Origin of the sequence: Duganella sp. (assembly GCF_039595735.1) — a bacterium.
Lineage (GTDB): Bacteria > Pseudomonadota > Gammaproteobacteria > Burkholderiales > Burkholderiaceae_D > Rugamonas.
Genome location: NZ_JBCNLB010000004.1, coordinates 13,433 through 35,230, shown reverse-complemented (window position 1 = coordinate 35,230; position 21,798 = coordinate 13,433). Strand labels below are relative to the sequence as shown.

Below are 21,798 nucleotides of genomic sequence, written 5' to 3'. Positions count from 1 at the left end.
TTCGGGCGCAGCTACTACAACCACTGGAACACGAGTATGGAATACAATTTCGAGAAGGCTTGGCTCCTGGCGCTGGAAGAACGGTTCGGCGTACAGGCCAGGATCGGTCAGGTGGCGCTGGATAACCGTCCGCGCATGCTGATCTTTTATTTTGAGGATTTCCCGGCGCAGGGCATGCTCACTGCCGTCACCTGCGGCCTTTCCAATGCCAACCACCCGAATTGGAAGCACGGCAAGCCGGAACTCAGCTTCACGCTGCACACCAAGGATACCGGCTGGGGCAGCGCCGCCGCCTACATCGCGCAATCGTTCTTTAACGATAGCTCGTTCCACTACCAGGCCTCGTTCAAGCTGGATCAGCCGATGTCCAAGGACAGCGCCATGAACGCCTGCTTCGTATATCGCCCCCAGTTCATGAACGAGGAGCAGATCAGGTTCGAGCTACCCGACCGCACCATCTTCCTAGCCGGCCTGTTCCCGATGTACGACGAGGAAGTGCCGATGTACGAATCCAAGGGCATCCAGGATTTCTGGAACACGCCGGGCTTCGATCCCTACAACCCGCGCCGCGCCAGCATCGCACCGAAAGGCTGATCCATCATGGGCAATCGACTCTCAAAAATCGCCACGCGTACCGGCGATGGCGGCACCACCGGTCTCGGTGACGGCAGCCGCACCGACAAGGACAGCGTGCGCATCACTTCGATTGGCGAAGTGGATGAACTGAATTCGCATATCGGCCTGCTGCTGTGCGAGGATATGCCGGCCGATCTGCGCGAGGAACTGGTCACCATCCAGCATGATCTGTTCGATCTGGGCGGCGAGTTGTGCATCCCTGGCTATCAGATGATCAAGGAAGCGCACGTTGAGCGTCTGGACGAGCTGCTGGCCAAGTACAACGCCACTTTGCCGCCGCTGACGGAATTCATTCTGCCGGCCGGTTCGCGCGCGGCGGCGCAGGCGCATGTCTGCCGTACCGTGTGCCGTCGCGCCGAGCGCGCGATTGTCACGCTGGGCAAAGCGGAGACCATCCACCAGCATCCGCGCCAGTATGTGAATCGCTTGTCGGATCTGTTGTTTGTGCTGTCGCGCGTCTTGAACCGCTACGCCGGCGGCAGCGACGTGCTGTGGCAGCATGAGCGCAAGCGCGGCTGATCAGTCCCCGAACAGGCGTGCCATGCCCTTGGCCATGCTGAGGCGTGACGCGCTGGCGGGATAGGCGCTGGACACCAGCGCCGCCCGCTCACCCTCTCCGAGCTTGCGATAAAAGCTGACCATGTCGTCCGCCGCCCAGCCGGCGCGGTGCGCCAGCACCATACCCAGTTGATCGGCCTCGGATTCCTGCAGGCTGGATAATTGCGACAAGCGGATTTGCAGCGACAGGTCGCTGTCCAGCCGCGCCACCACCACGTCCAGCGGCACGGCTGGGAAACGGTTGAGCAGTAGCGCTTCGGACAGGGTTTCGCGCGGGTGTTCGGCCACCACATGGGCTACTTCATGCGCCAGCAGGGTGGCCAGTTCACCGTCAGTAAGCGCCAACTGGCGCACGAAGGCACTGCCAACCAATATCTTCCCGCCCGCCATGCAGATGGCATCGATTTCTGGATCGCTGGTGGTGTGGACTTCCCATTGCCATTGCGCGGCTTCCGGTTTCAGTTCAATAGCGACGCGGATCAGTTCTGCGCTGATGTAGCGCACGCGCGCCAGCAGTTTGCGGTCTTCATCAAGCTTGCCGGCTGCCGCCAGGTCGACAGTGCGGTCGATGTAGCGGTCTTCCATGCTGGCGTCCACCTCATCCGGGTTGAAGGTCAGCTCCTGCCAGCGGCCGGATTCCGGCACCTGCGCCGAGGCGCTGGCTGCCAACAATAGCAGGCTTGCAAGGAGCGGTTTCATCATGGCCTTTGATATAAACTGTTTATACCAATATAGGCCACCTGGAGCCGGGAGCAAGGAAAATCAGCTGGCGTTGTATCCCGGCAGCAGCGCGATCTGTTGAGTGAGATAGTCCAGCAGCAGGCGCACGCGCACAGGCTGGTAGCGGCGCGATGGCGACAGCAGGTGCAGCGGCTGCGGTTGGCCGTGCCATTTTGGCAGCACGCGCACCAGTTTTCCTTTGTCGAGCAGGTCTTGCACCAGCCATAACGGACAGAGGCCGATGCCGCCGCCTGCAGCCAGGCTTTCGCGGATGGCCAGTGCGTTGTTGACGCGGTAGCGGCCCTTGGTCTGGATGGTTTCGGTTTGTTCGCCGTTGTGCAGGGTGAGCATGTCGCCGTCGGCCAGCCAGGCAAAACGGATGTAGTCGTGGCGCGACAAGTCCTGCGGCCGGCGTGGTGTGCCGTGTGCTTTGAGGTAGGCAGGTGCGGCCACCAGTTGGCGCGGCGAGATGCCGGCCAGGCGTGCGATTGCATCAGGCGGCAGATCGTGGCCCTGGCGGAGGGCGATGTCGACGCCTTCTTTCACCAGATCGACCATGCGGTCGTCCAGTATGAGTTCGATGTCGACTTTGGGATGATCGGCCAGGAATGGCGCGAGCAAGGCATTGAGGCGGAATTGGCCGAAGGCGGCGGGAGCGTTGATGCGTATCAGGCCTGCCGGGGTTTCGGTCTGGCCGCGTGCTTCGGCCACGGCTTCGGTGTACTCGGCCAACACGCCGAGAGCGCGCTGGTAGAAGCGCATGCCTTGCGGTGTGGCTTGCAGGCTGGTGGTGCTGCGTTCAAGCAGGCGCACGCCGAGTTCGCGCTCCAGGGAGGCCATCAGTTTGCTGATGGTGGGCTGGGTTGTGTCCTCTTCGCGCGCGACAGCTGACAGGCTGCCCAGTTCTATGGCGCGGACGAAGCAGCGTAGTGATCGGATGGTGTCCATGTTTTTCTCATTCCATATTTGAATGAAGTATAGTCATTTTTACCCTCTTCCGCCGTGATATGGAATGGCCTATCGTGCGTTTTTCAGATCAAGGAGAGCGTCATGAAGCGATATGTCTTTGCAGCCGTGTTCGCGGTTGTGGTCTCGGCTGTGCAGGCGGAGAATTGGGTGGCAACGTGGCAGGCCAGTCCGCACGCGGCCTGGGGCGATCAGTTTTTTGTGCTGCCGACTGGCGTGCCTGCGGCGCTGGAGCGGCAGACGGTGCGTGAAACGGCGCGCATCAGTGTGGGCGGGCGGCGCGTGCGGGTGGTGCTGTCGAATCGTTACGGAGCGCAGCCGATCGTGATCGGTGAGGCGCGTATCGCGCGCGACTTGGGCGACATGGCGAGTGCGGACATCGCGCTGACTTTCGGCGGGCAGCACGGCGCAGTGATTCCGGCGGGCGCGCCGTTGGTAAGCGATGCGGTCGAGATGCCGGTGGCGGCGCTTGAAAAGCTGGCGATCAGCGTGTATCTGCCAGAGCGCGCACCGCTGGCGACGTTCCACTGGGGCGCGCAGCAAACCGGCCGCATCGCCGCCGGCAACCAGACCGCCGCCGCCACGCTGCCCGATGCACAAGCGCTGCACGGCCGCGCCCTGCTGAGCGCGATCTGGGTCGATGCCGCGGCAGGCGGCGCGGTGGTGGCGTTTGGAGACTCGATCACTGATGGCAATGGCTCGACGCCGGACGCTGATCGGCGCTGGCCGGATTATCTGGCGGCGCGCTTGCACGGCACGGCGATCGTCAACGCTGGCATCTCAGGCGCGCGCTTGCTGGGCAACCGCATGGGCGTCAACGCCGTCGCACGGTTTGAGCTGGACGTGCTGTCGCAACCCGGCGTCCACACCGCCATCGTCCTGATCGGCATTAACGATATCGGCTGGCCGCAATCCATCTTTGCCCCACACGAGCCGCTGATGACCGCCGATCGCATGATCGCCGCCTACCGCCAACTGATCGCCCAAGCCCACGCGCGCAAGGTCCGCATCATCGGCGCGACGCTGCTGCCGTTCGAAGGCACGCAGATCGACGGCTACTACACGCCAGCCAAGGACGCGGTGCGCCGGCAAGTCAATCAATGGATCAGGGAGAGCAGAGAATTCGACGCAGTAGTCGATCTGGATGCACTGCTGCGCGACCCGGACCAGCCGTCACGCATGCAGCAACGCTACGACAGCGGCGACCACCTGCACCCCGGCGACGCCGGCTACGAAGCAATCGCCGCCGAAGCAGCGCGGATCATCAGCCGTTATTAACGACCAGCCGCGGCTCGTCGCTGGCAAACCGCTGTTTGATCGAAGCGGTGATGCCGGCGGCATCCAGGCCCACGCTGGCCAGCAGCTTGGCAGGATCGCCGTGATCAATGAACTTGTCCGGCAGGCCAAGCATCAACACAGGCTTGACGATGCCCTCGGCGGCCAGCGCTTCGGCCACAGCCGCACCGGCGCCGCCCATGATGCAGCCCTCTTCCACCGTTACGAAGTAATCGTGATCAGCGGCCAGCTGCTTCACCAGCTCCACGTCCAATGGCTTCACGAACCGCATATTCGCCACGGTCGCGTTCAGGGTCTCGCCAGCAACGACCGACGGCGCCACCATCGAACCAAATGCCAGGATCGCGATCTTCTGGCCGCGACGCTTGATCTCGCCCTTGCCGATTTCAATCGACGTCAACTCCTTCGCAATCGCCGCGCCAACGCCGGCGCCGCGTGGATAGCGGATCGCTGCCGGGCCGTTGTAGCGATAACCGGTGGTCAGCATCTGACGGCATTCGTTTTCATCCGACGCCGCCATCACCACCATATTCGGGATGCAGCGCAGATAAGCCAGATCGTAGTTGCCTGCGTGCGTGGCGCCATCCGCGCCGACCAGCCCCGCGCGGTCCAGCGCAAACGTCACGTCCAGATTTTGCAGCGCCACGTCGTGAATCAGCTGATCGTAAGCGCGTTGCAGGAAGGTTGAATAAATCGCCACCACCGGCTTCAGGCCTTCGCACGCCAGACCGGCGCCAAAGGTCACCGAGTGCTGCTCAGCGATGCCGACGTCAAAATAACGATCCGGATATTCCTGATCGAAGCGCACCATGCCCGAACCCTCGCGCATGGCCGGCGTGATACCGACCAGCTTCTTGTCGGCGGCGGCCATGTCGCACAGCCAGTCGCCAAACACCTCGGTGTAAGTCTTCTTGGCCGGCGTGGCGGCCGGCTTGATGCCTTCGGCCGGATTGAACTTGCCGGTGCCGTGGTACAGGATAGGCTCGGCCTCGGCCAGCTTGTAGCCCTGGCCCTTCTTGGTCACCACATGCAGGAACTGCGGGCCTTTCAGCTGCTTGATGTTCTGCAGCGTAGGGATCAGCGAATCCAGATCGTGACCATCGATAGGACCGATGTAGTTAAAGCCGAATTCCTCGAACATCGTGGCCGGCACCACCATGCCTTTCGCATGTTCTTCCAGCTTCTTCGCCAGCTCCAGCACCGGGCCAGGCAGCATCGACTTGCCGACGTTCTTGGCGGCGGCATAGAACTGGCCCGACATCAACCGCGCCAGATAGCGATTCAGCGCGCCCACCGGCGGCGAAATCGACATATCGTTATCGTTCAGGATCACCAGCAGATTGACGTCGTCCTGCACGCCGGCGTTGTTCAGCGCTTCAAACGCCATACCGGCCGTCATCGAACCGTCGCCGATCACCGCGATCGCGTGGCGATGCTCGCCCTTGATCTTGGCCGCCTGCGCCATGCCCAGCGCCGCCGAAATCGAGGTCGACGAGTGCGCGGTGCCGAAGGTGTCGTACTCGGATTCGTCGCGTTTCGGGAAGCCCGAAATGCCGCCCAGCTGACGCAGGGTCGACATCTTGTCGCGGCGGCCGGTCAGGATCTTGTGCGAATAAGTCTGATGGCCCACGTCCCAGACGATGCGGTCATGCGGCGTGTTGAACACATAATGCAGCGCCACCGTCAACTCCACCGTGCCCAGATTGGACGACAGGTGGCCGCCGGTCTTGGACACGGAATCGAGCAGATAAGCGCGCAGTTCATGCGCCAGTGGCGTCAGTTGGCTGTACGGCAGTTTGCGTACATCGGCCGGGGAATCTATTTTTTCGAGCAAGTTCATTTAAGCCTTCCGCTGCACGATCAAATCCGCGAGTTCGCGTAATCGCAGAGCTTTTTCTCCAAACGGCGCGAGCGCTGCGTGCGCGTCGAGCCGCAATTTTTCTGCCAGTGCGCGCGATGGTTCCAGACCCAGAATCGACACATAGGTCGGCTTGTTATCGGCGGCGTCCTTGCCGGCGGTCTTGCCCAGCGTTGCCGAATCGGCGGTCGCGTCGAGCACATCATCCACCACCTGGAACGCCAGGCCGATGGCGCGCGCGTAGACATTCAGCGCATTCAATTCCTCGTCGCTCAACTCCTTGCCAGCCAGTGCGCCCAGCACCACGGAGGCGCGCAGCAAAGCGCCGGTTTTCAGCTGATGCATCTGCTCCAGCTGTTCCAAAGTCAGGCTGATGCCGACGCTATCCAGATCGATCGCCTGGCCGCCGCACATGCCGGCCGAGCCGGAGGCATGCGCCAACAGGCGCAGCATCGCCACCAGACGCGCAGGCGGCACCGGGTTGGCGTCGCCCTGCGCTTCGGACAGCACCAGGAAAGCCTGCGACTGCAGCGCGTCGCCAACCAGCAGCGCGGTGGCCTCGTCGTAGGCCACGTGCACCGTCGGCTTGCCGCGGCGCAGTTCATCATCGTCCATGCACGGCATATCGTCGTGCACCAGCGAATAGGCGTGAATCATTTCCACCGCCGCCGCCGCGCGGCTCAGGATCGCCGGATCGGCGCCAAACAGGGCGCCGGCGGCGTACACCAGCAGCGGGCGCACGCGCTTGCCGCCGCCCAGCAGCGCGTAGCGCATGGCTTCGTGCAGCTTGGCCGGGATAACGTCAGCGGCGGGCAGATAAGCGGATAAATCGTTTTCCGACCGGGCCTGCACGGTTTTCATCCAGTCTTCGAAAGCGGCGTTCATTGTTCGCCCTCGCCGGTGACCACGAATGGCTTGAGCATCTCGCCTTCCAGCACTTTGACTTGCGACTCCACTTTTTCCAGCTGGGCGGCGCAAAACTTCACCAGCTCCGAGCCGCGCGCATAGGCGGCGACCGAGGCTTCCAGCGGCAGTTGGCCAGCTTCCATTTGTGCAACCAGCTGTGCCAGTTCCGCCATCGCTTCCTCAAACGAAGCGGGAGCAAGGGCGGCGGCTGTCGCGTCGGCGGTTAATTTCTTAGACATAGGTCACTCAGTTATCTTAGCCCGATATTTTAGAACAAACCACCTTATCCGGTGGGACATTAGAGGCCAACAGTGGATTTTATCGCAATTCGGGGTCAGCTCTGTCATTCGGACACGGCCTCAGCCGTAGGCGCGCCTACGGCTGAGGTCGTGTCCGAATGACAGAGCTGACCCCGAATTGCTGAAAAGACGGTATAATCGCCGGTTCTGTCCTAAATACCACCTCAACGCATAAGAATGCGGGTCGTCTTTACGGATTCTGTCTCTTCTTGGTTTGAATTTTTAATTAAGGGGGGTTTGGATGTCCGATCTGGGTACCCACGCCAAGCTAGCGCGGCCAACCGCGCAACTTCCGGTTAACGTCTATTTCGACGAAGCGCTACTGCAGCGCGAAATGCAGCAACTCTTCAAAGCCGGTCCGCGCTACGTCGGACATGAGCTCATGGTGCCGAATGTCGGCGATTTTGCCACCCTTGCCGCCGAGAATGAAGGCCGCATGCTGGTGCGTAACGCCAATGGCCTGGAACTGCTCTCCAACGTCTGCCGCCATCGCCAGGCGCTGATGTTCAATGGTCGTGGCAATGCTAACAACATTGTGTGCCCGCTGCACCGCTGGACCTATGACCTCAAGGGTGAATTGATCGGCGCGCCGCATTTCCCCGAAACGCCTTGCCTGAACCTGCCCAAGACCCAGCTGCAAAGCTGGAATGGCTTGCTGTTCGAGCAAAACGGCTACAACGTCATGCAGGAGCTGAACAACCTGTCGGTCACCAAGGATCTGGATTTCAGCGGCTATATGCTGGACCACGTGGAAGTCCACAACTGCGATTACAACTGGAAGACCTTCATTGAGGTCTACCTGGAGGATTATCACGTCGAGCCGTTCCACCCCGGCCTGGGCAGCTTCGTCACCTGCGACGACCTGCGTTGGGAGTTCGGCCGCGAGTACAGCGTGCAGACCGTGGGTGTGCACAAGGGCCTGAAGAAATCCGGCTCGGAAGTCTACAAGCACTGGCAGGAGCAGGTGCTGAAGTTCCGCGGCGGCGAACCGCCGCCCTATGGCGCCATCTGGCTGACCCTGTACCCGAACATCATGGTCGAGTGGTATCCGCACGTGCTGGTGGTGTCGACCCTGTGGCCGGAAGGCCCGCAGCGCACCAAGAACGTGGTGGAGTTTTACTATCCGGAAGAAATCGTGCTGTTCGAGCGCGAATTCATCGAGGCCGAACGCGCGGCCTACATGGAAACCTGCATCGAGGACGATGAAATCGGCCAGCGCATGGACGCCGGCCGCAAAGCCCTGATGGCGCGCGGCGAAACGGACGGCGGTCCGTACCAGTCACCGATGGAAGACGGCATGCAGCACTTCCACGAGTGGTACAGTAGAAAAATGGCTTTATAAGGTTTTACGATGCAGTCACTTTGGATGTTGTTTGCCAGTTTCATGTTTGCCGTCATGGGTGTGTGTGTGAAACTGGCCTCGGTGGAATTCTCAACATCTGAATTGGTTTTGTACCGGGGCGTGGTCGGTGTGATCGCCCTCGGTACGATGATCAAAGTGTCTGGCGAAACCTTCCGCACCACCATGCCGGGCGCCCACCTGTGGCGCGGCATCATCGGCGTGATCTCGCTGTGGCTGTGGTACTACTCGATCGGCCAGCTGCCGCTGGCCACCGCCATGACGCTCAATTACATGTCGCCGATCTGGATCGCCGTGTGGCTGTTTGCCATGGGCTGGTGGCATGCGCGCGGCGATGTAAAATGGCCGCTGATGGTGGCGGTGGGGCTGAGTTTTGTCGGCGTCACCCTGCTGCTGCGCCCTGCCTTCAATGCCAACCAGCTGACGCCGGCCCTGATTGCGCTCGGTTCCAGCATGATTACCGCCACCGCTTACATGCAGGTCCGCAAAATGGGCCTGGCCGGCGAGCCCGAGAACCGCGTGGTGTTCTACTTCACGGTGATGAATCTGGCGGCCGGCATCGTCGGCGTGTTCCTCAGCGGCGGCAGCAACGGCCCCGAATTCCATCCGATCACCAGCTGGCGCAGCGGCTTGCTGCTGCTGGCCATCGGCGTGTGCGCCACCAGCGCGCAGATCGCCATGACGCGCGCTTACCGCCTTGGGAACACGCTGGTGGTGGCCAACCTGCAGTACACCGGCATCGTGTTCTCCAGTATCTGGGGCGTGTTCATCTTCGGTGATGTGTTCGACTGGCACAGCTGGGCGGGCATCGCCATCATTCTCGCGTCGGGCATGGCCGCAACGTTCTACAATACCCGCAATACCGAACGCGGTAAGGCCATTGCCTCTACCGATCCTATCGCCAGCGAAGTATAAGGAACCATTCATGCACACCACCCTGATCGACGCCCCCACCCTGTCCCAGCATCTGGACGATCCGAACTGGGTCATCCTCGATTGCCGCCACGATCTGATGAATCCGAACGCGGGGCGCGACAGCTACGCCATCGGTCATATCGCCGGCGCGCAGTTTGCCAATGTGGACACGGACCTGTCGGGCGCCAAGCTGGGTGCGGACGGCAAATTCCGCGGCCGCCATCCGCTGCCGGAACGCGCGGCGCTGATCGCCACCCTGCGCGGCTGGGGCATCAATGACGATACGCAAGTGGTGGCCTACGACGCCCACGGCGGCATGTTTGCCGCGCGCCTGTGGTGGCTGCTGCGCTGGGTGGGCCATCCGGCGGTGGCGGTGCTGGATGGCGGCCTGGTGGCATGGCAATCGGCCGGCCAGGCCATGGTGACGCAGACCGCGAGCCGCCCGGCCGGGTCGATCAGCGACAAGCCATCGCTGGTGGCCACGGTCTCGGTGGACGACGTGGTGGCCAACCTGGCGACGCAAGCGCGCACCGTGGTGGACGCCCGCGCCAACGACCGCTATCGCGGCGAAAATGAAACCATCGACCCTGTCGGCGGCCACATCCCGGGCGCCAAAAACCGCTTCTTCAAGGACAACCTGACCGCCGAAGGCCGCTTCAAGGACGCCGCACAGCTGAAGGCCGACTTCGCGCCGCTGTTTGCCGAGCCGTCGAAGGCGATCATGCAATGCGGCTCCGGCGTCACCGCCTGCCACAACCTGCTGGCCCTGGAAGTGGCCGGCCTGCCCGGCGCCGCCCTCTACCCCGGCTCGTGGAGCGAGTGGGTCGGCGACCCGGCGCGTCCGGTCGCCACCGGTCCCAACTAAGCCGCTTTGCGGCGGCGCGCGGCGCTGAGGCGGCACAGGCTTAGTGGCGGCCGCCGGTAAGGAAGACGACGATGGCCACGCCGGCAGCGATCAGCAGCACCTGAGGAATGGACTCGCGCAGCGTGGCGCGGCGCTGCATTTGCGGCATCAGGTCGCTCACGGCGATGTAGATGAAGCCCGATGAGGCAAACACCAGCACGTAAGGAATCAGACTGCTGGCGCGGTCCAGGGTGTAGTAACCGAGCAGGCCGCCGGCGATCGCCAGCAGGCTGCACAGCAGGTTGTAGACGTAAGCCCGCGTGCGCGAGAAGCCGGCGTTCAGCAGCACGATGAAGTCGCCGATCTCCTGCGGGATCTCGTGCGCGATGATGGCCAGGCCGGTCACCAGTCCCAGCTCGGGATTGGCCAGGAAGGCCGCCGCGATCAGGATGCCGTCGGTGAAGTTGTGCATGCCGTCGCCCACCAGGATCATCCAGCCGGCCTTGCCGGCTTCGCGCTTGTCGTGGCCGTGGTGGTGGTGATGGCCGTCATGCTCGTGATGATGCGAATGACGCAAGATGGCCAGTTTTTCAAGCAGGAAGAACGCCAGCAAGCCGCCCAGCAGGGTGGCAAACAGGCTGCGCGCGCTGGCCTGCGATTCAAACGCTTCCGGCAAGGCGTGCAGCAAGGAGGTTGACAACATGATACCGACAGACAGGCTGACCATGCGCTCCACCACCTTGGACAGCAGCGTAAACGAGAACACGGCCGCCGCAGTGATGCTCACTACGCCAGCCAGTGTGGTCGCCAGGATGATGGAAACGAGTACGGGATCGATGTTATAGCCTCTGGTACTGAAACCGGCCCCACAGGCCGGGCCGTTATTGTACCCTCAAATGACATTGTGTTGCATTAACCAGGCCAAAGTCCGCTTCCAGCCGTCGCGCGCGTCGGCCTCGACGTAGCTCGGGCGGTAGTCGGCATGGAAGGCATGGCCGGAGTTCGGATAGATCACGATCTGCGATTTGCTCGGGCCGAGGGCCAGCGCCGCTTCCATGGCCGCCACCGAATCCAGCGGGATGCCGGTGTCCTTGGCGCCATACAGGCCAAGGATGGGCGCCTTCAGAATGCCAGCAACATCGATAGGGTGCCTGGGAAAGTTGGCGTTGACGTCGCCCTTCAGGCGTCCGTACCACGCCACCCCGGCCTTGATGGCAGGATTGTGCGCCGCATACAGCCAGGTGATGCGGCCGCCCCAGCAGAAACCGGTGATGGCCAGCTTGTCGCCATTGCCGCCGTTGGCCTTGGCCCAGGCCACCACGGCGTCGAGGTCGGCAAACACCTGCGCATCCGGCGTTTTGGAGATGATGTCGCGCTGCAGGTCCGCGATCGAGGCCACCTTGGTCGGATCGCCCTGGCGGATGAACAGGTCCGGCGCCAGCGCCAGGTAGCCCTGCTTCGCGAAGCGGCGGGCGACGTCGGCAATGTGCTCGTGCACGCCGAAGATTTCCGAGATCACCAGGATCACCGGCAGATCGGTCTTGCCTTCCGGCTGGGCGCGGTACACCGGCACGTTCTGGCCATTGACCTGGATGGTGATGGTGCCGGCAGTGAGGCCGGCGGTATCGGTTTTGATGACGTTTTGTGCGACCACCGGCAGGGTGGCGGCCGCAAAGCCGGTGCCCAGGGCGGTCTTGAGGAAGTCGCGGCGGTCCACGCCGTCCGACAACGCTTTGCCCAATAAACTCTCCGCATCCCGCATCAAATCATTCATCCATTACCTCCGTAGTAAGTTACGTCACGCCGGTGAATGCCGGAGTCCATACTCAGCACGCTCAGCAGGGGTCCCGGCTCCCGCCGGGACGACGGGTTAATGTGCTTGATCCCAATTTGCGCCAACGCCGACTTCGGCAATCAGCGGCACCTTCAATTTCGCCACGCCGGCCATCAGTTCCGGCAGTTTTTGCTTGATCAGCTCCAGCTCGGCATCCGGCACCTCCAGCACCAGCTCGTCGTGCACCTGCATGATCATGCGCGTGCCCAGCTTCTCGGCCTCCAGCCAGCCCTGCACGGCGATCATGGCCAGCTTGATCAGGTCGGCCGCCGTGCCCTGCATCGGCGCGTTGATGGCCGCGCGTTCAGCGCCCTGGCGGCGCGGACCGTTGGGCGAATTGATCTCCGGCAGCCACAGGCGGCGGCCGAATACGGTTTCCACATAGCCGCGCGCTTTCGCCTGCAGGCGGGTGTCGTCCATGTACTGCTTCACGCCCGAGAAGCGCGCGAAATAGCGCTCGATGTAGCTCTGCGCCGCGCCGCGCTCGATGCCGAGATTGCTGGCCAGTCCAAATGCGCTCATGCCGTAGATCAGGCCGAAGTTGATCACCTTGGCGTAGCGGCGCTGTTCGCTCTCCACCGCTTCGGGCGCCACGCCGAAGATTTCGGCGGCGGTGGCGCGGTGAATGTCCACGCCTTCGGCAAACGCACGCAGCATGTTGGCGTCCTCCGAGATGTGCGCCATGATGCGCAGCTCGATCTGCGAATAGTCGGCCGAGACGATGTGTGAACCGGCCGGCGCCACGAAGGCTTCGCGGATGCGGCGGCCTTCCTTGGTGCGGATCGGAATGTTCTGCAGGTTGGGATCATTGGACGCCAGACGCCCGGTCACCGCCACCGCCTGCGCGTAGTTGGTGTGCACGCGGCCGGTCTGCTTGTTGATGCCCTTCGGCAGCTTGTCGGTGTAGGTCGACTTCAGCTTGGACAGGCTGCGGTATTCCAGCAGCACTTTTGGCAGCGGATAATCCTCGGCCAGCTTTTGCAGCACCTCTTCATCGGTAGACGGCGCGCCGCTTGGGGTCTTCTTCACCACCGGCAGCTTCAGTTTCTCGAAGAAGATTTCACCGATCTGCTTGGGCGAGCCCAGATTGAAAGGCTGCTCGGCCAGCTCATGGGCCTTGGCTTCCAGTTCCGCGATGCGCGCGCCCAGCTCGCCCGACTGCTGCTCCAGCAGCGCGGCGTCGATCTGCACGCCGTTGCGTTCAATCTTTTGCAGCACCACGGCGGTCGGCAGCTCGATATTGCGGTAGATGAAGTTCAGCTTCTCGTCCTTCTCCACCTCGCCGATCATGTTCTGGTGCAGGCGCAGGGTGATGTCGGCATCTTCCGCCGCGTATTCCGTAGCGCGCTCGATCGCCACCTGGTCGAAGGTGATCATGCTGGCGCCCTTGCCGCACACGTCCGAGAACGGAATCGTGGTGTGGTTCAGGTGGCGCAGCGCCAGCGAATCCATGTCGTGCGAGCGGTGCGATTCAAATACATACGATTCCAGCAGGGTGTCGTGGTGGATGCCCTGCAGCGACACCCCGTGATTGGCGAAGACATGGCTGTCGTACTTGAGGTTCTGGCCGACTTTCAGCTTGGTGGCGTCTTCCAGCCACGGCTTCAGCCTGGCCAGCACATGCTCGCGCTCCAGCTGCTGCGGCACGCCCTGGTAGGCATGCGCCACCGGGATGTAGCAGGCCTCGCCGGCCTTCACCGACAACGAAATGCCGACCAGTTGCGCCGTCATTGGTTCCAGCGAGGTGGTTTCGGTGTCGACCGCGGTCAGTTCGGCGGCATTGATGCGTTCTATCCACTTGTCCAGCTGTTCCTCGGTGTACACCGTTTCATAGGTAGCCACGACCGGTTCGGCAAACAGGTCGCCGTTGGCGGAGGCGGCGCCGCCTACCGGCGCATCCAGCGAGACCTTGACGGTGGCAGCCGGGCCACCGGTGGCCGCCGCCGAGCCCAGTTCGCGCAGCAGCGTCTTGAAGCCGTATTTGCTGAAGAAGGCCAGCAAGCCTTCCTTGTCTTCCTCGCGCGCGATCAGCGATTCGGTGATCGACACCATGTGGCCGCTCAGGTCGCAATCGAGCTTGACGGTGATCAGCTCGCGGCCCTTGGGCAGCCACTCCAGCGCGTCGCGCAGGTTCTGGCCCACCGCGCCGGTAATCTTGTCGGCGTTGGCGATAATGCCGTCCAGCGACTCGTAAGCGCTCAGCCATTTCACCGCCGTCTTCGGGCCGCATTTGCTCACGCCCGGCACGTTGTCGACGGTGTCGCCGATCAGGGTCAGATAATCGATGATGCGGTTGGGCGGCACGCCAAACTTGGCCAGCACGCCGGCCTCGTCCATTTTCTCGTTGGTCATGGTGTTGATCAGCATGACCTTGTCATTGACCAGTTGCGCCAGGTCCTTGTCGCCGGTGGACACCACCACGTTCATGCCGGCCTTGTACGCCTCCACCGACAGGGTGCCGATCACGTCGTCCGCCTCCACCCCCTCCACCATCAGGATCGGCCAGCCCATGGCCTTGACCGCCTCGTGGATCGGCTCGATCTGCAGGCGCAGGTCGTCCGGCATCGAAGCGCGGGTGGCCTTGTATTCCGGATACATATCATCACGGAAAGTCTTGCCCTTGGCGTCAAACACGCAGGCAATGTAGGCCGCCGGGTAATCCGCGCGCAGGCGGCGCAGCATGTTGACCATGCCGTGCATGGCGCCGGTGGGGTGGCCGTCCGGGCTGCGCAGGTCGGGCAGGGCGTGGAAAGCGCGGTAAAGGTAGCTGGAGCCGTCGACTAACAGGAGGGTATTTTGCATAGATGCTATAAGAGAAAACTGACGCGTTAATGCAACATTATCGCAGGTGTTACAATGGATCATACACAAAAAATCCAAAGCTTTTTCTCTGCTAAAGGCGAGCCATCATGAAGCGCATCTCACTCCTCCTCCTGACGCTGGTCGCCCACGCGGCCTTTGCCCAGTCGACCCCGAGCCAGGCGCCGCCGAAACTGGAGAAAATCGAGGAAATCGCAGACGATCCGATCACTGTCACCGCCAAACCCGGGGCGGAAGGCAAAATCACCGAAAAACGCGACAACAGCGGCAATGTCGTTGAAGCAACCGTCAAAAGCGGCCCCAGCACCTACACCCTGCGTCCCAACCACCCGGTCGGCACCGCCCTGCCCGGCGACGCCATGAGCGGCAACAACCGCGGCCCGCAGTGGACCGTGCTGGAATTCGACATCGGTAAGAAGAAAAAGAAAACCCCGGAAGAAGACGCCGCGCAGGACAACAACGCGCCGCCGCCACCTCCGCCCACCGTTAAATAACCAGACCGAACTCTTTACACTTTCACATGGCAGTCTTTACCCCGGTATCGCTGGAAGATGTCACCCAGTGGATCACCCAATTCCCGCTCGGCAAAGCGCTCGGGCTCAAAGGCATCAGTTCCGGCATCGAGAACAGCAACTTTTTCCTGACGACCGAGCGCGGCGAGTACGTGCTCACCATCTTCGAGAACCTGTCGTTTGAACAACTGCCGTTTTACCTCAACCTGATGCGCCACCTGGCCGACCGCGGCGTGCTGGTGCCGGCGCCGGTCGCCAACGACCAGGGTGAGCTGATCACCGCGCTGCACGGCAAGCCGGCCTCCATCGTCACCAAGCTGGAAGGCAGCTCGCAGCTGGAGCCGCAGCCGGTGCATTGCGCCGAAGTGGGCGCCATGCTGGCGCGCATGCACCTGGCCGGCCTCGACTACAAGCTGCAGCAACCGAATCTGCGCGGCCTGGCATGGTGGCACGCAACCACGCCGCTGGTGCTGCCTTACATTCCGGAAGACAAGGCCCAACTGCTGAAGTCGGAAGTGCACTACCAGGAAACCTTTGCCGCCTGCGACCACTACAAGCAACTGCAGGTCGGGCCGGTGCACGCCGACCTGTTCCGCAACAACGTGATGTTTGATGGCGAGCGCCTGACCGGCTTCTTCGACTTTTACTTTGCCGGTTGCGACACCTGGCTGTTCGACGTGGCGGTCACCGTCAACGACTGGTGCATCGACCTCGACACCGGCGTGCTGGACGAAGCGCGCGTGCGCGCCATGCTGGACGCCTACCACGCCGTGCGCCCGTTCACCGAAGCGGAAACGCACGCCTGGCAGACCATGCTGCGCGCCGGCGCCCTGCGCTTCTGGCTGTCGCGTCTGTATGACTACTACCGTCCGCGCGAGGCCGAGATGCTGACCCCGCACGATCCGACCCACTTCGAGCGCATTCTGCGCGAACGCATCGCCACCCCGGCGCCGGGATTGTTCTGATGAGTAAGCTTCCCGCACGCGCAGGCTGGCACTGGGTCAAGCAAGGCTTTGCGGTCTTCCGCAAACAGCCGGGCGCGCTGATGGCCATCCTGTTCAGCTGCATGTTCGTATCGCTGCTGTCCTCGATCCTGCCGCTGGTGGGGGTATTGCTGCCGGCCCTGCTGGCCCCGCTGTTCAGCGTGGCCCTGCTGCAGGGCTGCGCCGACATCGACAGCGGCAAGCGCGCCTTGCCCAACCTGCTGCTGGCGGGCTTCAGGTCGGCGCAGCGCAACCAGTTGCTGAAACTGGGCGTGGTGTACGCGGTGGTGCTGCAACTGGCGCTGATCGTGCTGCACCTGCTGGGCGCCGATGCCATCAGCCAGATCAATGAAAGCCCGGGCAAGCTGGACCCCGGACTGCTGGACAGCATGCGCGGTGCGGTGTTTGCCTCCACGCTGATCTACATGGGCGGCTGGATGCTGACCTGCCTGGCCGCGCCGCTGATCTTCTGGCAGAAAATGGCGCTGGGCAAGGCGCTGTTCTTCAGCGTGATGACGGTGCTGCGCGAGTTCAAGGCCTTTGCCACCATGATGGTGTCGCTGTACCTGATCTGCCAGCTGCTGGGGGTGATCCCGCTGCTGTTGTTTGGTTCGCCGCAACTGGCATTTGCCGCTGTGTTCAGCATCATCCTGATGCTGGTGGTGGTGATGCACTGCAGCCTGTACGCCGGCTACCGCCAGCTGTTCGGCGCGCCGTCGGACGCGCCGACGACGGTCGATCTCGACAAGCCTTAAATACGATCCAGTTTGGCGATGCTCAGGTCCAGCACCTTCATGCCGGCGCTGCCAAAATTGATCTGCGCACGCGCGTTGTTGCCGCTGCCCTCGATATTGACAATCACGCCCTCGCCAAACTTGGGATGGGCCACCGACTCCCCGATCCGCCAGCCGCTGCCGGACGACTTGTTGGCAATCTGCTGCGCCAGCGCCCGGTCCAAACCCACCAGCGGCGCCTCGTCCCATGCCGACTTCTTCGCACCAAACCAGCTTGGCTGCACCCTGGGCGTCAGCCACTTCAGTGCATCTTCCGGCAGCTCGTCAAAGAAGCGCGACTTCATGTTGTAGCGGGTCTGGCCGTGCAGCATGCGGGTCTGCGCAAAGCTCAGGTACAGGCGCTGACGCGCGCGCGTGATCGCCACGTACATCAGGCGGCGTTCTTCTTCCACGCCATCATGCTCGCGCGAGCTGCTCTCGTGCGGGAACAAGCCCTCCTCCAGGCCGGTGATGAAAACATTGTTGAACTCCAGGCCCTTGGCCGAATGCACCGTCATCATCTGCACCGCTTCCTGGCCGATGGTGGCCTGGTTGTCGCCGGCCTCCAGCGAGGCGTGCGACAGGAACGCCGACAGCGGCGACATCACGGTGGACAGCGGCGCATCGGCGTCCAGGATCTCAACGCCATCCTGGTTGACCACCGCCGCGCCGGCGGCAGCCTGCGCCTGCGGACCGAGATGCGCCGGCGCGCCCTGTCCATAGCCCTCTTCCGACAGGAACTGGGTGGCGGCGCTGACCATCTGCTCCAGGTTCTCGATGCGGTCGGCGCCTTCTTTTTCGGTCGCGTAATGCGACAGCAGCGTGGACTGCTCCAGCACCACGCGCACCAGCTCCGGCAGCGACATCTGCTGCGTTTCAAAGCGGGTGCCCTCGATCAGCTTGACGAAGCCGGCCAGCGCGGTGCCGGCCTTGCCGGTGACGTAAGGCACGGCCGCATACAGCGAAATGCCGTACTGATCGGCCGCCGCCTGCAGGGTCTCGATCGAACGCACGCCGATGCCGCGCGCCGGGAAATTCACCACGCGCAGGAAGGCCGAATCATTGTGCGGATTGTCCATCAGCTGCAGATAGGCAATGGCATGCTTGACCTCGGCGCGCTGGAAGTAGCGCAGGCCGCCATACACGTGGTACGGAATGCCGGCCGAGAACAGCGCGTGCTCGATCACGCGCGATTGCGCGTTTGAGCGGTACAGCACAGCGATTTCGCTGCGCGAGGCGCCGTCGTGGATGAGGTTCTTGGTTTCCTCGATAATCCAGGACGCTTCGGACAGGTCCGAATTGGCCTCGTACACGCGCACCTGCTCGCCGTGACCGGCGTCGGTGCGCAAATTCTTGCCGAGGCGCTTGCTGTTGTTGGCGATCAGCACGTTGGCGGCGTCCAGGATGTGGCCATGCGAGCGGTAGTTCTGCTCCAGCTTGATCAGATTCTTAACATTGAACTCGCGCTCGAAAGCGCTCATATTGCCGACGTTGGCGCCGCGGAAGGCGTAGATCGACTGGTCATCGTCGCCCACCGCAAACAGCACACCGCCATTCTGGCCGCCGTGGCCGGCCAGCAGCTTCAGCCACTTGTACTGCAGGTCGTTGGTATCCTGGAACTCATCGACCAGGATATGCTGGAAGCGTTGCTGGTAATGTTCACGCAGTGGCTGGTTGCGCAGCAGCAGCTCGTAGGTGCGCAGCAGCAGTTCGGCAAAATCCACCACACCTTCGCGCTGGCACTGATCGTCGTACAGCTGATACAGCTCGACCTTCTTGCGCTCGTCGGCGTTGTACGGCTCGATGTCGTGCGCGCGCAGCCCCTGCTCCTTGGCGCCGTTGATGAAATACATCACATCTTTCGGCGGGAACTTTTCGTCGTCGACATTATGGGCCTTCAGCAGACGCTTAATGGCGGACAACTGATCTTGCGAGTCGAGAATCTGGAAAGTCTGCGGCAGCGCGGCGTCGCGGTGATGGGTGCGCAGCAGGCGGTTGCACAGGCCGTGGAAGGTGCCGATCCACATGCCGCGCGTATTGATCGGCAACATGGCGGACAAACGGGTCAGCATCTCCTTGGCGGCCTTGTTGGTAAAGGTCACCGCCAGGATGCCGGAAGGCGACACCTGACCGGTTTGAATCAGCCAGGCGATACGGGTCGTCAGAACGCGGGTTTTACCGGAGCCGGCGCCGGCCAGGATGAGGGCGCTCTGGGCCGGCAAGGTAACAGCGGCCAGCTGCTCGTCGTTGAGGTTATGAAGAAGATTTTGCATCCCGTGATTATACCGGGACTACCTCCGGGGTCAGGTCCGCCATTTCGACTACCTCCGGGGTCAGCCTCCGGGGTCAGGTCCGCCATTTCTACACGACCTCAGCTGTAGCGGGACGCTACAGCTGAGGTCGTGTAGAAATGGCGGACCTGACCCCGGAGTTTTGACCCCGGAGTTTAGGCGGACGGGGCGGGGATGGCTTTGCCGTTTTGCAGGCTTTGCTGCATCAGCGATTTCATCACGCGCTCGGCTTCGCGCACGGCGTCGGCGTGTTTCCGGCTGAGTTCGCCCATGCGCAGGTTCAGATCGCCCATCGGCTGGCTGGCCTCGGCCATCTTCTGGTTGAGCGACTGCATCGGGCCGTTCAGCTCGCGCAGCTTGGCGCTGTTGGTCGCCAGCGCGCGCTGGTGTTCCGCCATCTGCTTCTGCAGCGGGGCGAGCTCCGCCTGCAGCAGCGCCATTTTTTTCTGGAACTCGGCGGCTTTTTCAGGGGTGTTGTCCGCGGCAATCTCGCGCGCCGCCAGGTCGATGCGGCGCACCACTTTTTCCTGCTCGCGCGCCACCTGCTCCATCTGGCGCTGCTGGCCCGAGGCGTCGCGCTCGGCCTGCTTGCTGAACTGGTTGGCGGCCGCTTCCATCTGGGCGCCGATGGCGTTGATGATCTTGCCCTGTGCTTCCATTTTCTTGCCTTGCGCATCCATCTGCTCACCCAGGCCGTTGACCGGCACCCAGACCGCATCAATCTGGGCCAGCACGGCCGGGTCCTGGATCAGATAGCTCTTGTCGCCATCACGGAACCACAGGAAGTTCCCTTTTACCTTCTCACGCAGCGCCGCCACCTTGCGGATATCCTGGGTCGTGGCCGAAACGGTGATCGCTTCCTGATTGCTGCGCACGATGGCGTAGCTGCCGCCCCGGTCCGGTCCGTCGTTGATGACGGCGTGGTCAAATTTCACGTTTGCCGGCACCGCAGGCGCGGCGGGGGGCGCCGGAATCGCCGGCAGCGCCGGGGTGGCCGGCACTGCCGGGATGGCTGGGATGGCGCGTGCCTCCTTGGCCGGCGCTGCCGGTGGCGCCGGTGGCGCCGCAGGTGCGGCCGGCTCCACCACGGCTGGCGGCGAAGGCGGCGCTGGCGGTTCAGGTGGCTGCGGCGCGGCGTGGGCATACAGGACGGCGCCGGCCGCCAGCAGGCCGGCCAGCGGCATGGCCACCTTCCAGCTGACCGGTTCAACATCGGGACGCAGCAGGCGTTTGATACGAGACATGAGATTTCCTCCGTGAGCCGCATGGGCTAGTTGTGTGGTGTCGAACTGAAAGCGGTCCAGTTGCGACAGGGCTTGCGCCAGCTTGTGCGGCTGGCCGACCATCTCGACTGCCAGGTCGTCGGCGATTTGTTCCCGCTCGATCCGTATCCTGCGCGATATAGCCCAAACACTAGGGTGATAGAACAGCACGATCTCGATCGCGCTTTGTATGAGGTTCACGAAGTAGTCGTGCCGCTTGATGTGCGCCAGTTCATGCGCCAGCAGCGCTTCCAGCAAATCGGTCGGCATGCCGGTGACCAGCGCGACCGGCACCAGCACCACGGGCTTCCAGCAGCCGGCGGTGATCGGGCTGTCGAGCTTGTCGGCCACGCCCAGCCGCACATGCTGCGCGATGCCGAAGCGGCGCGCCAGCTCGGACAAGCGGCGCTGCCAGTAGGGATTGGTGCTGTATTGGTCCGGCCGGGTGCGGTCGGCAACCCATTTCAGGCCGATCGCCAGCCGCAGCGCCATCAGCGCGGCGCCGGCCAGCCACAGGCCGACGATCCACGGCAGTTGCCGGCGCAGCACGCCATACGCCGCCTCCAGCGTGGCACTGCCGATGACGGCCTGCGCGGCCGGGGCGGCGATCGTCAACGCCACCGAGCGCTGGCCGTCGGCATCGCTGCTGATGGTGGTGGTAATAGTCTCGTGGACCGTGCGCGCATCGGCCAGCTGCATCAGGATGCCCGACAACGGCAACGCCAGGCACAGCAGCATGGCGCCGCAGGCGACGGCGTAACGCGTCTGCGGACGCGCCTTGCGCAACACATGCATGGCCAGCGTGACACCCCAGCCGATCAGCAGGCCCTGCCACACGAAGTGCAGCAGCGCCCAGCCGGTAGCCGGCACTAAAGTCGCGAGTTGTAGTTCCATTGCCGCACTCCCAAATGATGGATGTAGAATAAATTATCTAGATCGCGTTGTCTAGAACTTTTTTTCTACAT

Annotated in this window: 19 protein-coding genes; 9 read left to right on the top strand and 10 right to left on the bottom strand. The window is 62.8% G+C overall.

The window, feature by feature from the left end:
• The first annotated feature begins 36 nt into the window (after nucleotides 1-36).
• Entirely contained in the window at nucleotides 37-594 is a 558-nt protein-coding gene (locus tag ABDW57_RS09920) for a suppressor of fused domain protein (protein ID WP_343730044.1), read from the top strand.
• 6 nt (nucleotides 595-600) lie between these two features.
• The gene (locus ABDW57_RS09915) at nucleotides 601-1,155 is read left to right on the top strand and encodes a cob(I)yrinic acid a,c-diamide adenosyltransferase (protein WP_343730043.1); all 555 of its coding nucleotides are present in this window, start codon (nucleotides 601-603) and stop codon (nucleotides 1,153-1,155) included.
• Here the strand turns inward: ABDW57_RS09915 and ABDW57_RS09910 are convergent, their stop codons facing one another.
• Both ABDW57_RS09910 and ABDW57_RS09905 read right to left on the bottom strand, forming a co-directional pair.
• Nucleotides 1,156-1,896 carry a M48 family metalloprotease gene (locus ABDW57_RS09910; RefSeq protein WP_343730042.1) on the bottom strand — a complete coding sequence of 247 codons (741 nt, stop codon included), beginning with the start codon at nucleotides 1,894-1,896 and terminating at the stop codon, nucleotides 1,156-1,158. It lies immediately after the preceding gene.
• A gap of 60 nt (nucleotides 1,897-1,956) precedes the next feature.
• On the bottom strand, nucleotides 1,957-2,862 hold the full coding sequence (locus ABDW57_RS09905; protein WP_343730041.1) for a LysR family transcriptional regulator: 906 nt from the start codon (nucleotides 2,860-2,862) through the stop codon (nucleotides 1,957-1,959).
• Nucleotides 2,863-2,964: 102 nt separating this feature from the next.
• Here ABDW57_RS09905 and ABDW57_RS09900 point away from each other — a divergent pair, with 102 nt between their 5' ends.
• Nucleotides 2,965-4,158, top strand: coding sequence for an SGNH/GDSL hydrolase family protein (locus tag ABDW57_RS09900; protein WP_343730040.1), 1,194 nt, complete (start codon nucleotides 2,965-2,967; stop codon nucleotides 4,156-4,158).
• Here ABDW57_RS09900 and dxs read toward each other — a convergent pair.
• Genes dxs through ABDW57_RS09885 form a run of 3 tightly spaced genes read right to left on the bottom strand, consistent with a single transcriptional unit; the run spans nucleotide 4,145 to nucleotide 7,179 of the window.
• Nucleotides 4,145-6,016: a 1-deoxy-D-xylulose-5-phosphate synthase gene (gene dxs, locus ABDW57_RS09895; RefSeq protein WP_343730039.1), complete on the bottom strand. Its 1,872-nt coding sequence runs from the start codon at nucleotides 6,014-6,016 to the stop codon at nucleotides 4,145-4,147. The two genes, ABDW57_RS09900 and dxs, sit on opposite strands and share 14 nt — an antisense overlap.
• Nucleotides 6,017-6,919 (bottom strand): polyprenyl synthetase family protein, encoded by a 903-nt coding sequence (locus ABDW57_RS09890; protein ID WP_343730038.1) that lies wholly within the window; start codon nucleotides 6,917-6,919, stop codon nucleotides 6,017-6,019. It abuts the gene before it with no gap.
• Nucleotides 6,916-7,179, bottom strand: a complete 264-nt coding sequence (locus tag ABDW57_RS09885; RefSeq protein ID WP_161057402.1) for an exodeoxyribonuclease VII small subunit — start codon at nucleotides 7,177-7,179, stop codon at nucleotides 6,916-6,918. The genes ABDW57_RS09890 and ABDW57_RS09885 overlap by 4 nt, the downstream gene beginning before the upstream one ends.
• Before the next feature lie 301 nt (nucleotides 7,180-7,480).
• Between ABDW57_RS09885 and ABDW57_RS09880 the strand changes: the two genes are divergently transcribed.
• From ABDW57_RS09880 to ABDW57_RS09870, 3 genes are read left to right on the top strand one after another with little or no spacing between them, the layout of a single operon-like run.
• Nucleotides 7,481-8,581 carry an aromatic ring-hydroxylating dioxygenase subunit alpha gene (locus ABDW57_RS09880; protein ID WP_343730037.1) on the top strand — a complete coding sequence of 367 codons (1,101 nt, stop codon included), beginning with the start codon at nucleotides 7,481-7,483 and terminating at the stop codon, nucleotides 8,579-8,581.
• 9 nt (nucleotides 8,582-8,590) lie between these two features.
• Entirely contained in the window at nucleotides 8,591-9,514 is a 924-nt protein-coding gene (locus tag ABDW57_RS09875) for a DMT family transporter (protein ID WP_343730036.1), read from the top strand.
• Nucleotides 9,515-9,524: 10 nt separating this feature from the next.
• A complete protein-coding gene (locus ABDW57_RS09870) occupies nucleotides 9,525-10,379 on the top strand; it encodes a sulfurtransferase (RefSeq protein ID WP_343730035.1) in 855 nt (284 codons plus the stop codon).
• A gap of 40 nt (nucleotides 10,380-10,419) precedes the next feature.
• On the opposite strand, the gene ABDW57_RS09865 is transcribed toward ABDW57_RS09870, so the two are convergent.
• From ABDW57_RS09865 to polA, 3 genes are all read right to left on the bottom strand, one after another.
• Nucleotides 10,420-11,172: a ZIP family metal transporter gene (locus ABDW57_RS09865; protein ID WP_343730328.1), complete on the bottom strand. Its 753-nt coding sequence runs from the start codon at nucleotides 11,170-11,172 to the stop codon at nucleotides 10,420-10,422.
• A 78-nt stretch (nucleotides 11,173-11,250) separates the two neighbouring features.
• Nucleotides 11,251-12,132, bottom strand: coding sequence for a dienelactone hydrolase family protein (locus ABDW57_RS09860; protein ID WP_343730034.1), 882 nt, complete (start codon nucleotides 12,130-12,132; stop codon nucleotides 11,251-11,253).
• 96 nt (nucleotides 12,133-12,228) lie between these two features.
• Nucleotides 12,229-14,994 carry a DNA polymerase I gene (gene polA, locus ABDW57_RS09855; protein ID WP_343730033.1) on the bottom strand — a complete coding sequence of 922 codons (2,766 nt, stop codon included), beginning with the start codon at nucleotides 14,992-14,994 and terminating at the stop codon, nucleotides 12,229-12,231.
• A 107-nt stretch (nucleotides 14,995-15,101) separates the two neighbouring features.
• Between polA and ABDW57_RS09850 the strand changes: the two genes are divergently transcribed.
• From ABDW57_RS09850 to ABDW57_RS09840, 3 genes are read left to right on the top strand one after another with little or no spacing between them, the layout of a single operon-like run.
• Complete coding sequence (locus tag ABDW57_RS09850) at nucleotides 15,102-15,506, top strand: hypothetical protein (RefSeq protein ID WP_343730032.1); 405 nt, start codon at nucleotides 15,102-15,104, stop codon at nucleotides 15,504-15,506.
• A 26-nt stretch (nucleotides 15,507-15,532) separates the two neighbouring features.
• On the top strand, nucleotides 15,533-16,489 hold the full coding sequence (locus tag ABDW57_RS09845; protein ID WP_343730031.1) for a homoserine kinase: 957 nt from the start codon (nucleotides 15,533-15,535) through the stop codon (nucleotides 16,487-16,489).
• Nucleotides 16,489-17,262, top strand: a complete 774-nt coding sequence (locus tag ABDW57_RS09840) for a BPSS1780 family membrane protein (RefSeq protein WP_343730030.1) — start codon at nucleotides 16,489-16,491, stop codon at nucleotides 17,260-17,262. Before ABDW57_RS09845 ends, ABDW57_RS09840 begins: the two co-directional genes overlap by 1 nt.
• Here the strand turns inward: ABDW57_RS09840 and ABDW57_RS09835 are convergent.
• Together ABDW57_RS09835 and ABDW57_RS09830 are read right to left on the bottom strand one after the other, a co-directional pair.
• Nucleotides 17,259-19,553: a UvrD-helicase domain-containing protein gene (locus ABDW57_RS09835; RefSeq protein ID WP_343730029.1), complete on the bottom strand. Its 2,295-nt coding sequence runs from the start codon at nucleotides 19,551-19,553 to the stop codon at nucleotides 17,259-17,261. The genes ABDW57_RS09840 and ABDW57_RS09835 overlap by 4 nt on opposite strands.
• A gap of 173 nt (nucleotides 19,554-19,726) precedes the next feature.
• Complete coding sequence (locus ABDW57_RS09830) at nucleotides 19,727-21,727, bottom strand: M56 family metallopeptidase (RefSeq protein WP_343730028.1); 2,001 nt, start codon at nucleotides 21,725-21,727, stop codon at nucleotides 19,727-19,729.
• Between the last annotated feature and the right edge of the window lie 71 nt (nucleotides 21,728-21,798).

Bases quoted from the DNA above. Each gene is read 5' to 3' on its own strand.
- ABDW57_RS09890 (WP_343730038.1), bottom strand. From the start codon at position 6,919: ATGAACGCCGCTTTCGAAGACTGGATGAAAACCGTGCAGGCCCGGTCG.
- ABDW57_RS09905 (WP_343730041.1), bottom strand. From the start codon at position 2,862: ATGGACACCATCCGATCACTACGCTGCTTCGTCCGCGCCATAGAACTG.
- ABDW57_RS09900 (WP_343730040.1), top strand. From the start codon at position 2,965: ATGAAGCGATATGTCTTTGCAGCCGTGTTCGCGGTTGTGGTCTCGGCT.
- dxs (WP_343730039.1), bottom strand. From the start codon at position 6,016: ATGAACTTGCTCGAAAAAATAGATTCCCCGGCCGATGTACGCAAACTG.
- ABDW57_RS09835 (WP_343730029.1), bottom strand. From the start codon at position 19,553: ATGCAAAATCTTCTTCATAACCTCAACGACGAGCAGCTGGCCGCTGTT.
- ABDW57_RS09910 (WP_343730042.1), bottom strand. From the start codon at position 1,896: ATGATGAAACCGCTCCTTGCAAGCCTGCTATTGTTGGCAGCCAGCGCC.
- ABDW57_RS09885 (WP_161057402.1), bottom strand. From the start codon at position 7,179: ATGTCTAAGAAATTAACCGCCGACGCGACAGCCGCCGCCCTTGCTCCC.
- ABDW57_RS09870 (WP_343730035.1), top strand. From the start codon at position 9,525: ATGCACACCACCCTGATCGACGCCCCCACCCTGTCCCAGCATCTGGAC.
- ABDW57_RS09915 (WP_343730043.1), top strand. From the start codon at position 601: ATGGGCAATCGACTCTCAAAAATCGCCACGCGTACCGGCGATGGCGGC.
- ABDW57_RS09830 (WP_343730028.1), bottom strand. From the start codon at position 21,727: ATGGAACTACAACTCGCGACTTTAGTGCCGGCTACCGGCTGGGCGCTG.
- ABDW57_RS09860 (WP_343730034.1), bottom strand. From the start codon at position 12,132: ATGAATGATTTGATGCGGGATGCGGAGAGTTTATTGGGCAAAGCGTTG.
- polA (WP_343730033.1), bottom strand. From the start codon at position 14,994: ATGCAAAATACCCTCCTGTTAGTCGACGGCTCCAGCTACCTTTACCGC.
- ABDW57_RS09880 (WP_343730037.1), top strand. From the start codon at position 7,481: ATGTCCGATCTGGGTACCCACGCCAAGCTAGCGCGGCCAACCGCGCAA.
- ABDW57_RS09840 (WP_343730030.1), top strand. From the start codon at position 16,489: ATGAGTAAGCTTCCCGCACGCGCAGGCTGGCACTGGGTCAAGCAAGGC.
- ABDW57_RS09850 (WP_343730032.1), top strand. From the start codon at position 15,102: ATGAAGCGCATCTCACTCCTCCTCCTGACGCTGGTCGCCCACGCGGCC.
- ABDW57_RS09920 (WP_343730044.1), top strand. From the start codon at position 37: ATGGAATACAATTTCGAGAAGGCTTGGCTCCTGGCGCTGGAAGAACGG.
- ABDW57_RS09845 (WP_343730031.1), top strand. From the start codon at position 15,533: ATGGCAGTCTTTACCCCGGTATCGCTGGAAGATGTCACCCAGTGGATC.
- ABDW57_RS09875 (WP_343730036.1), top strand. From the start codon at position 8,591: ATGCAGTCACTTTGGATGTTGTTTGCCAGTTTCATGTTTGCCGTCATG.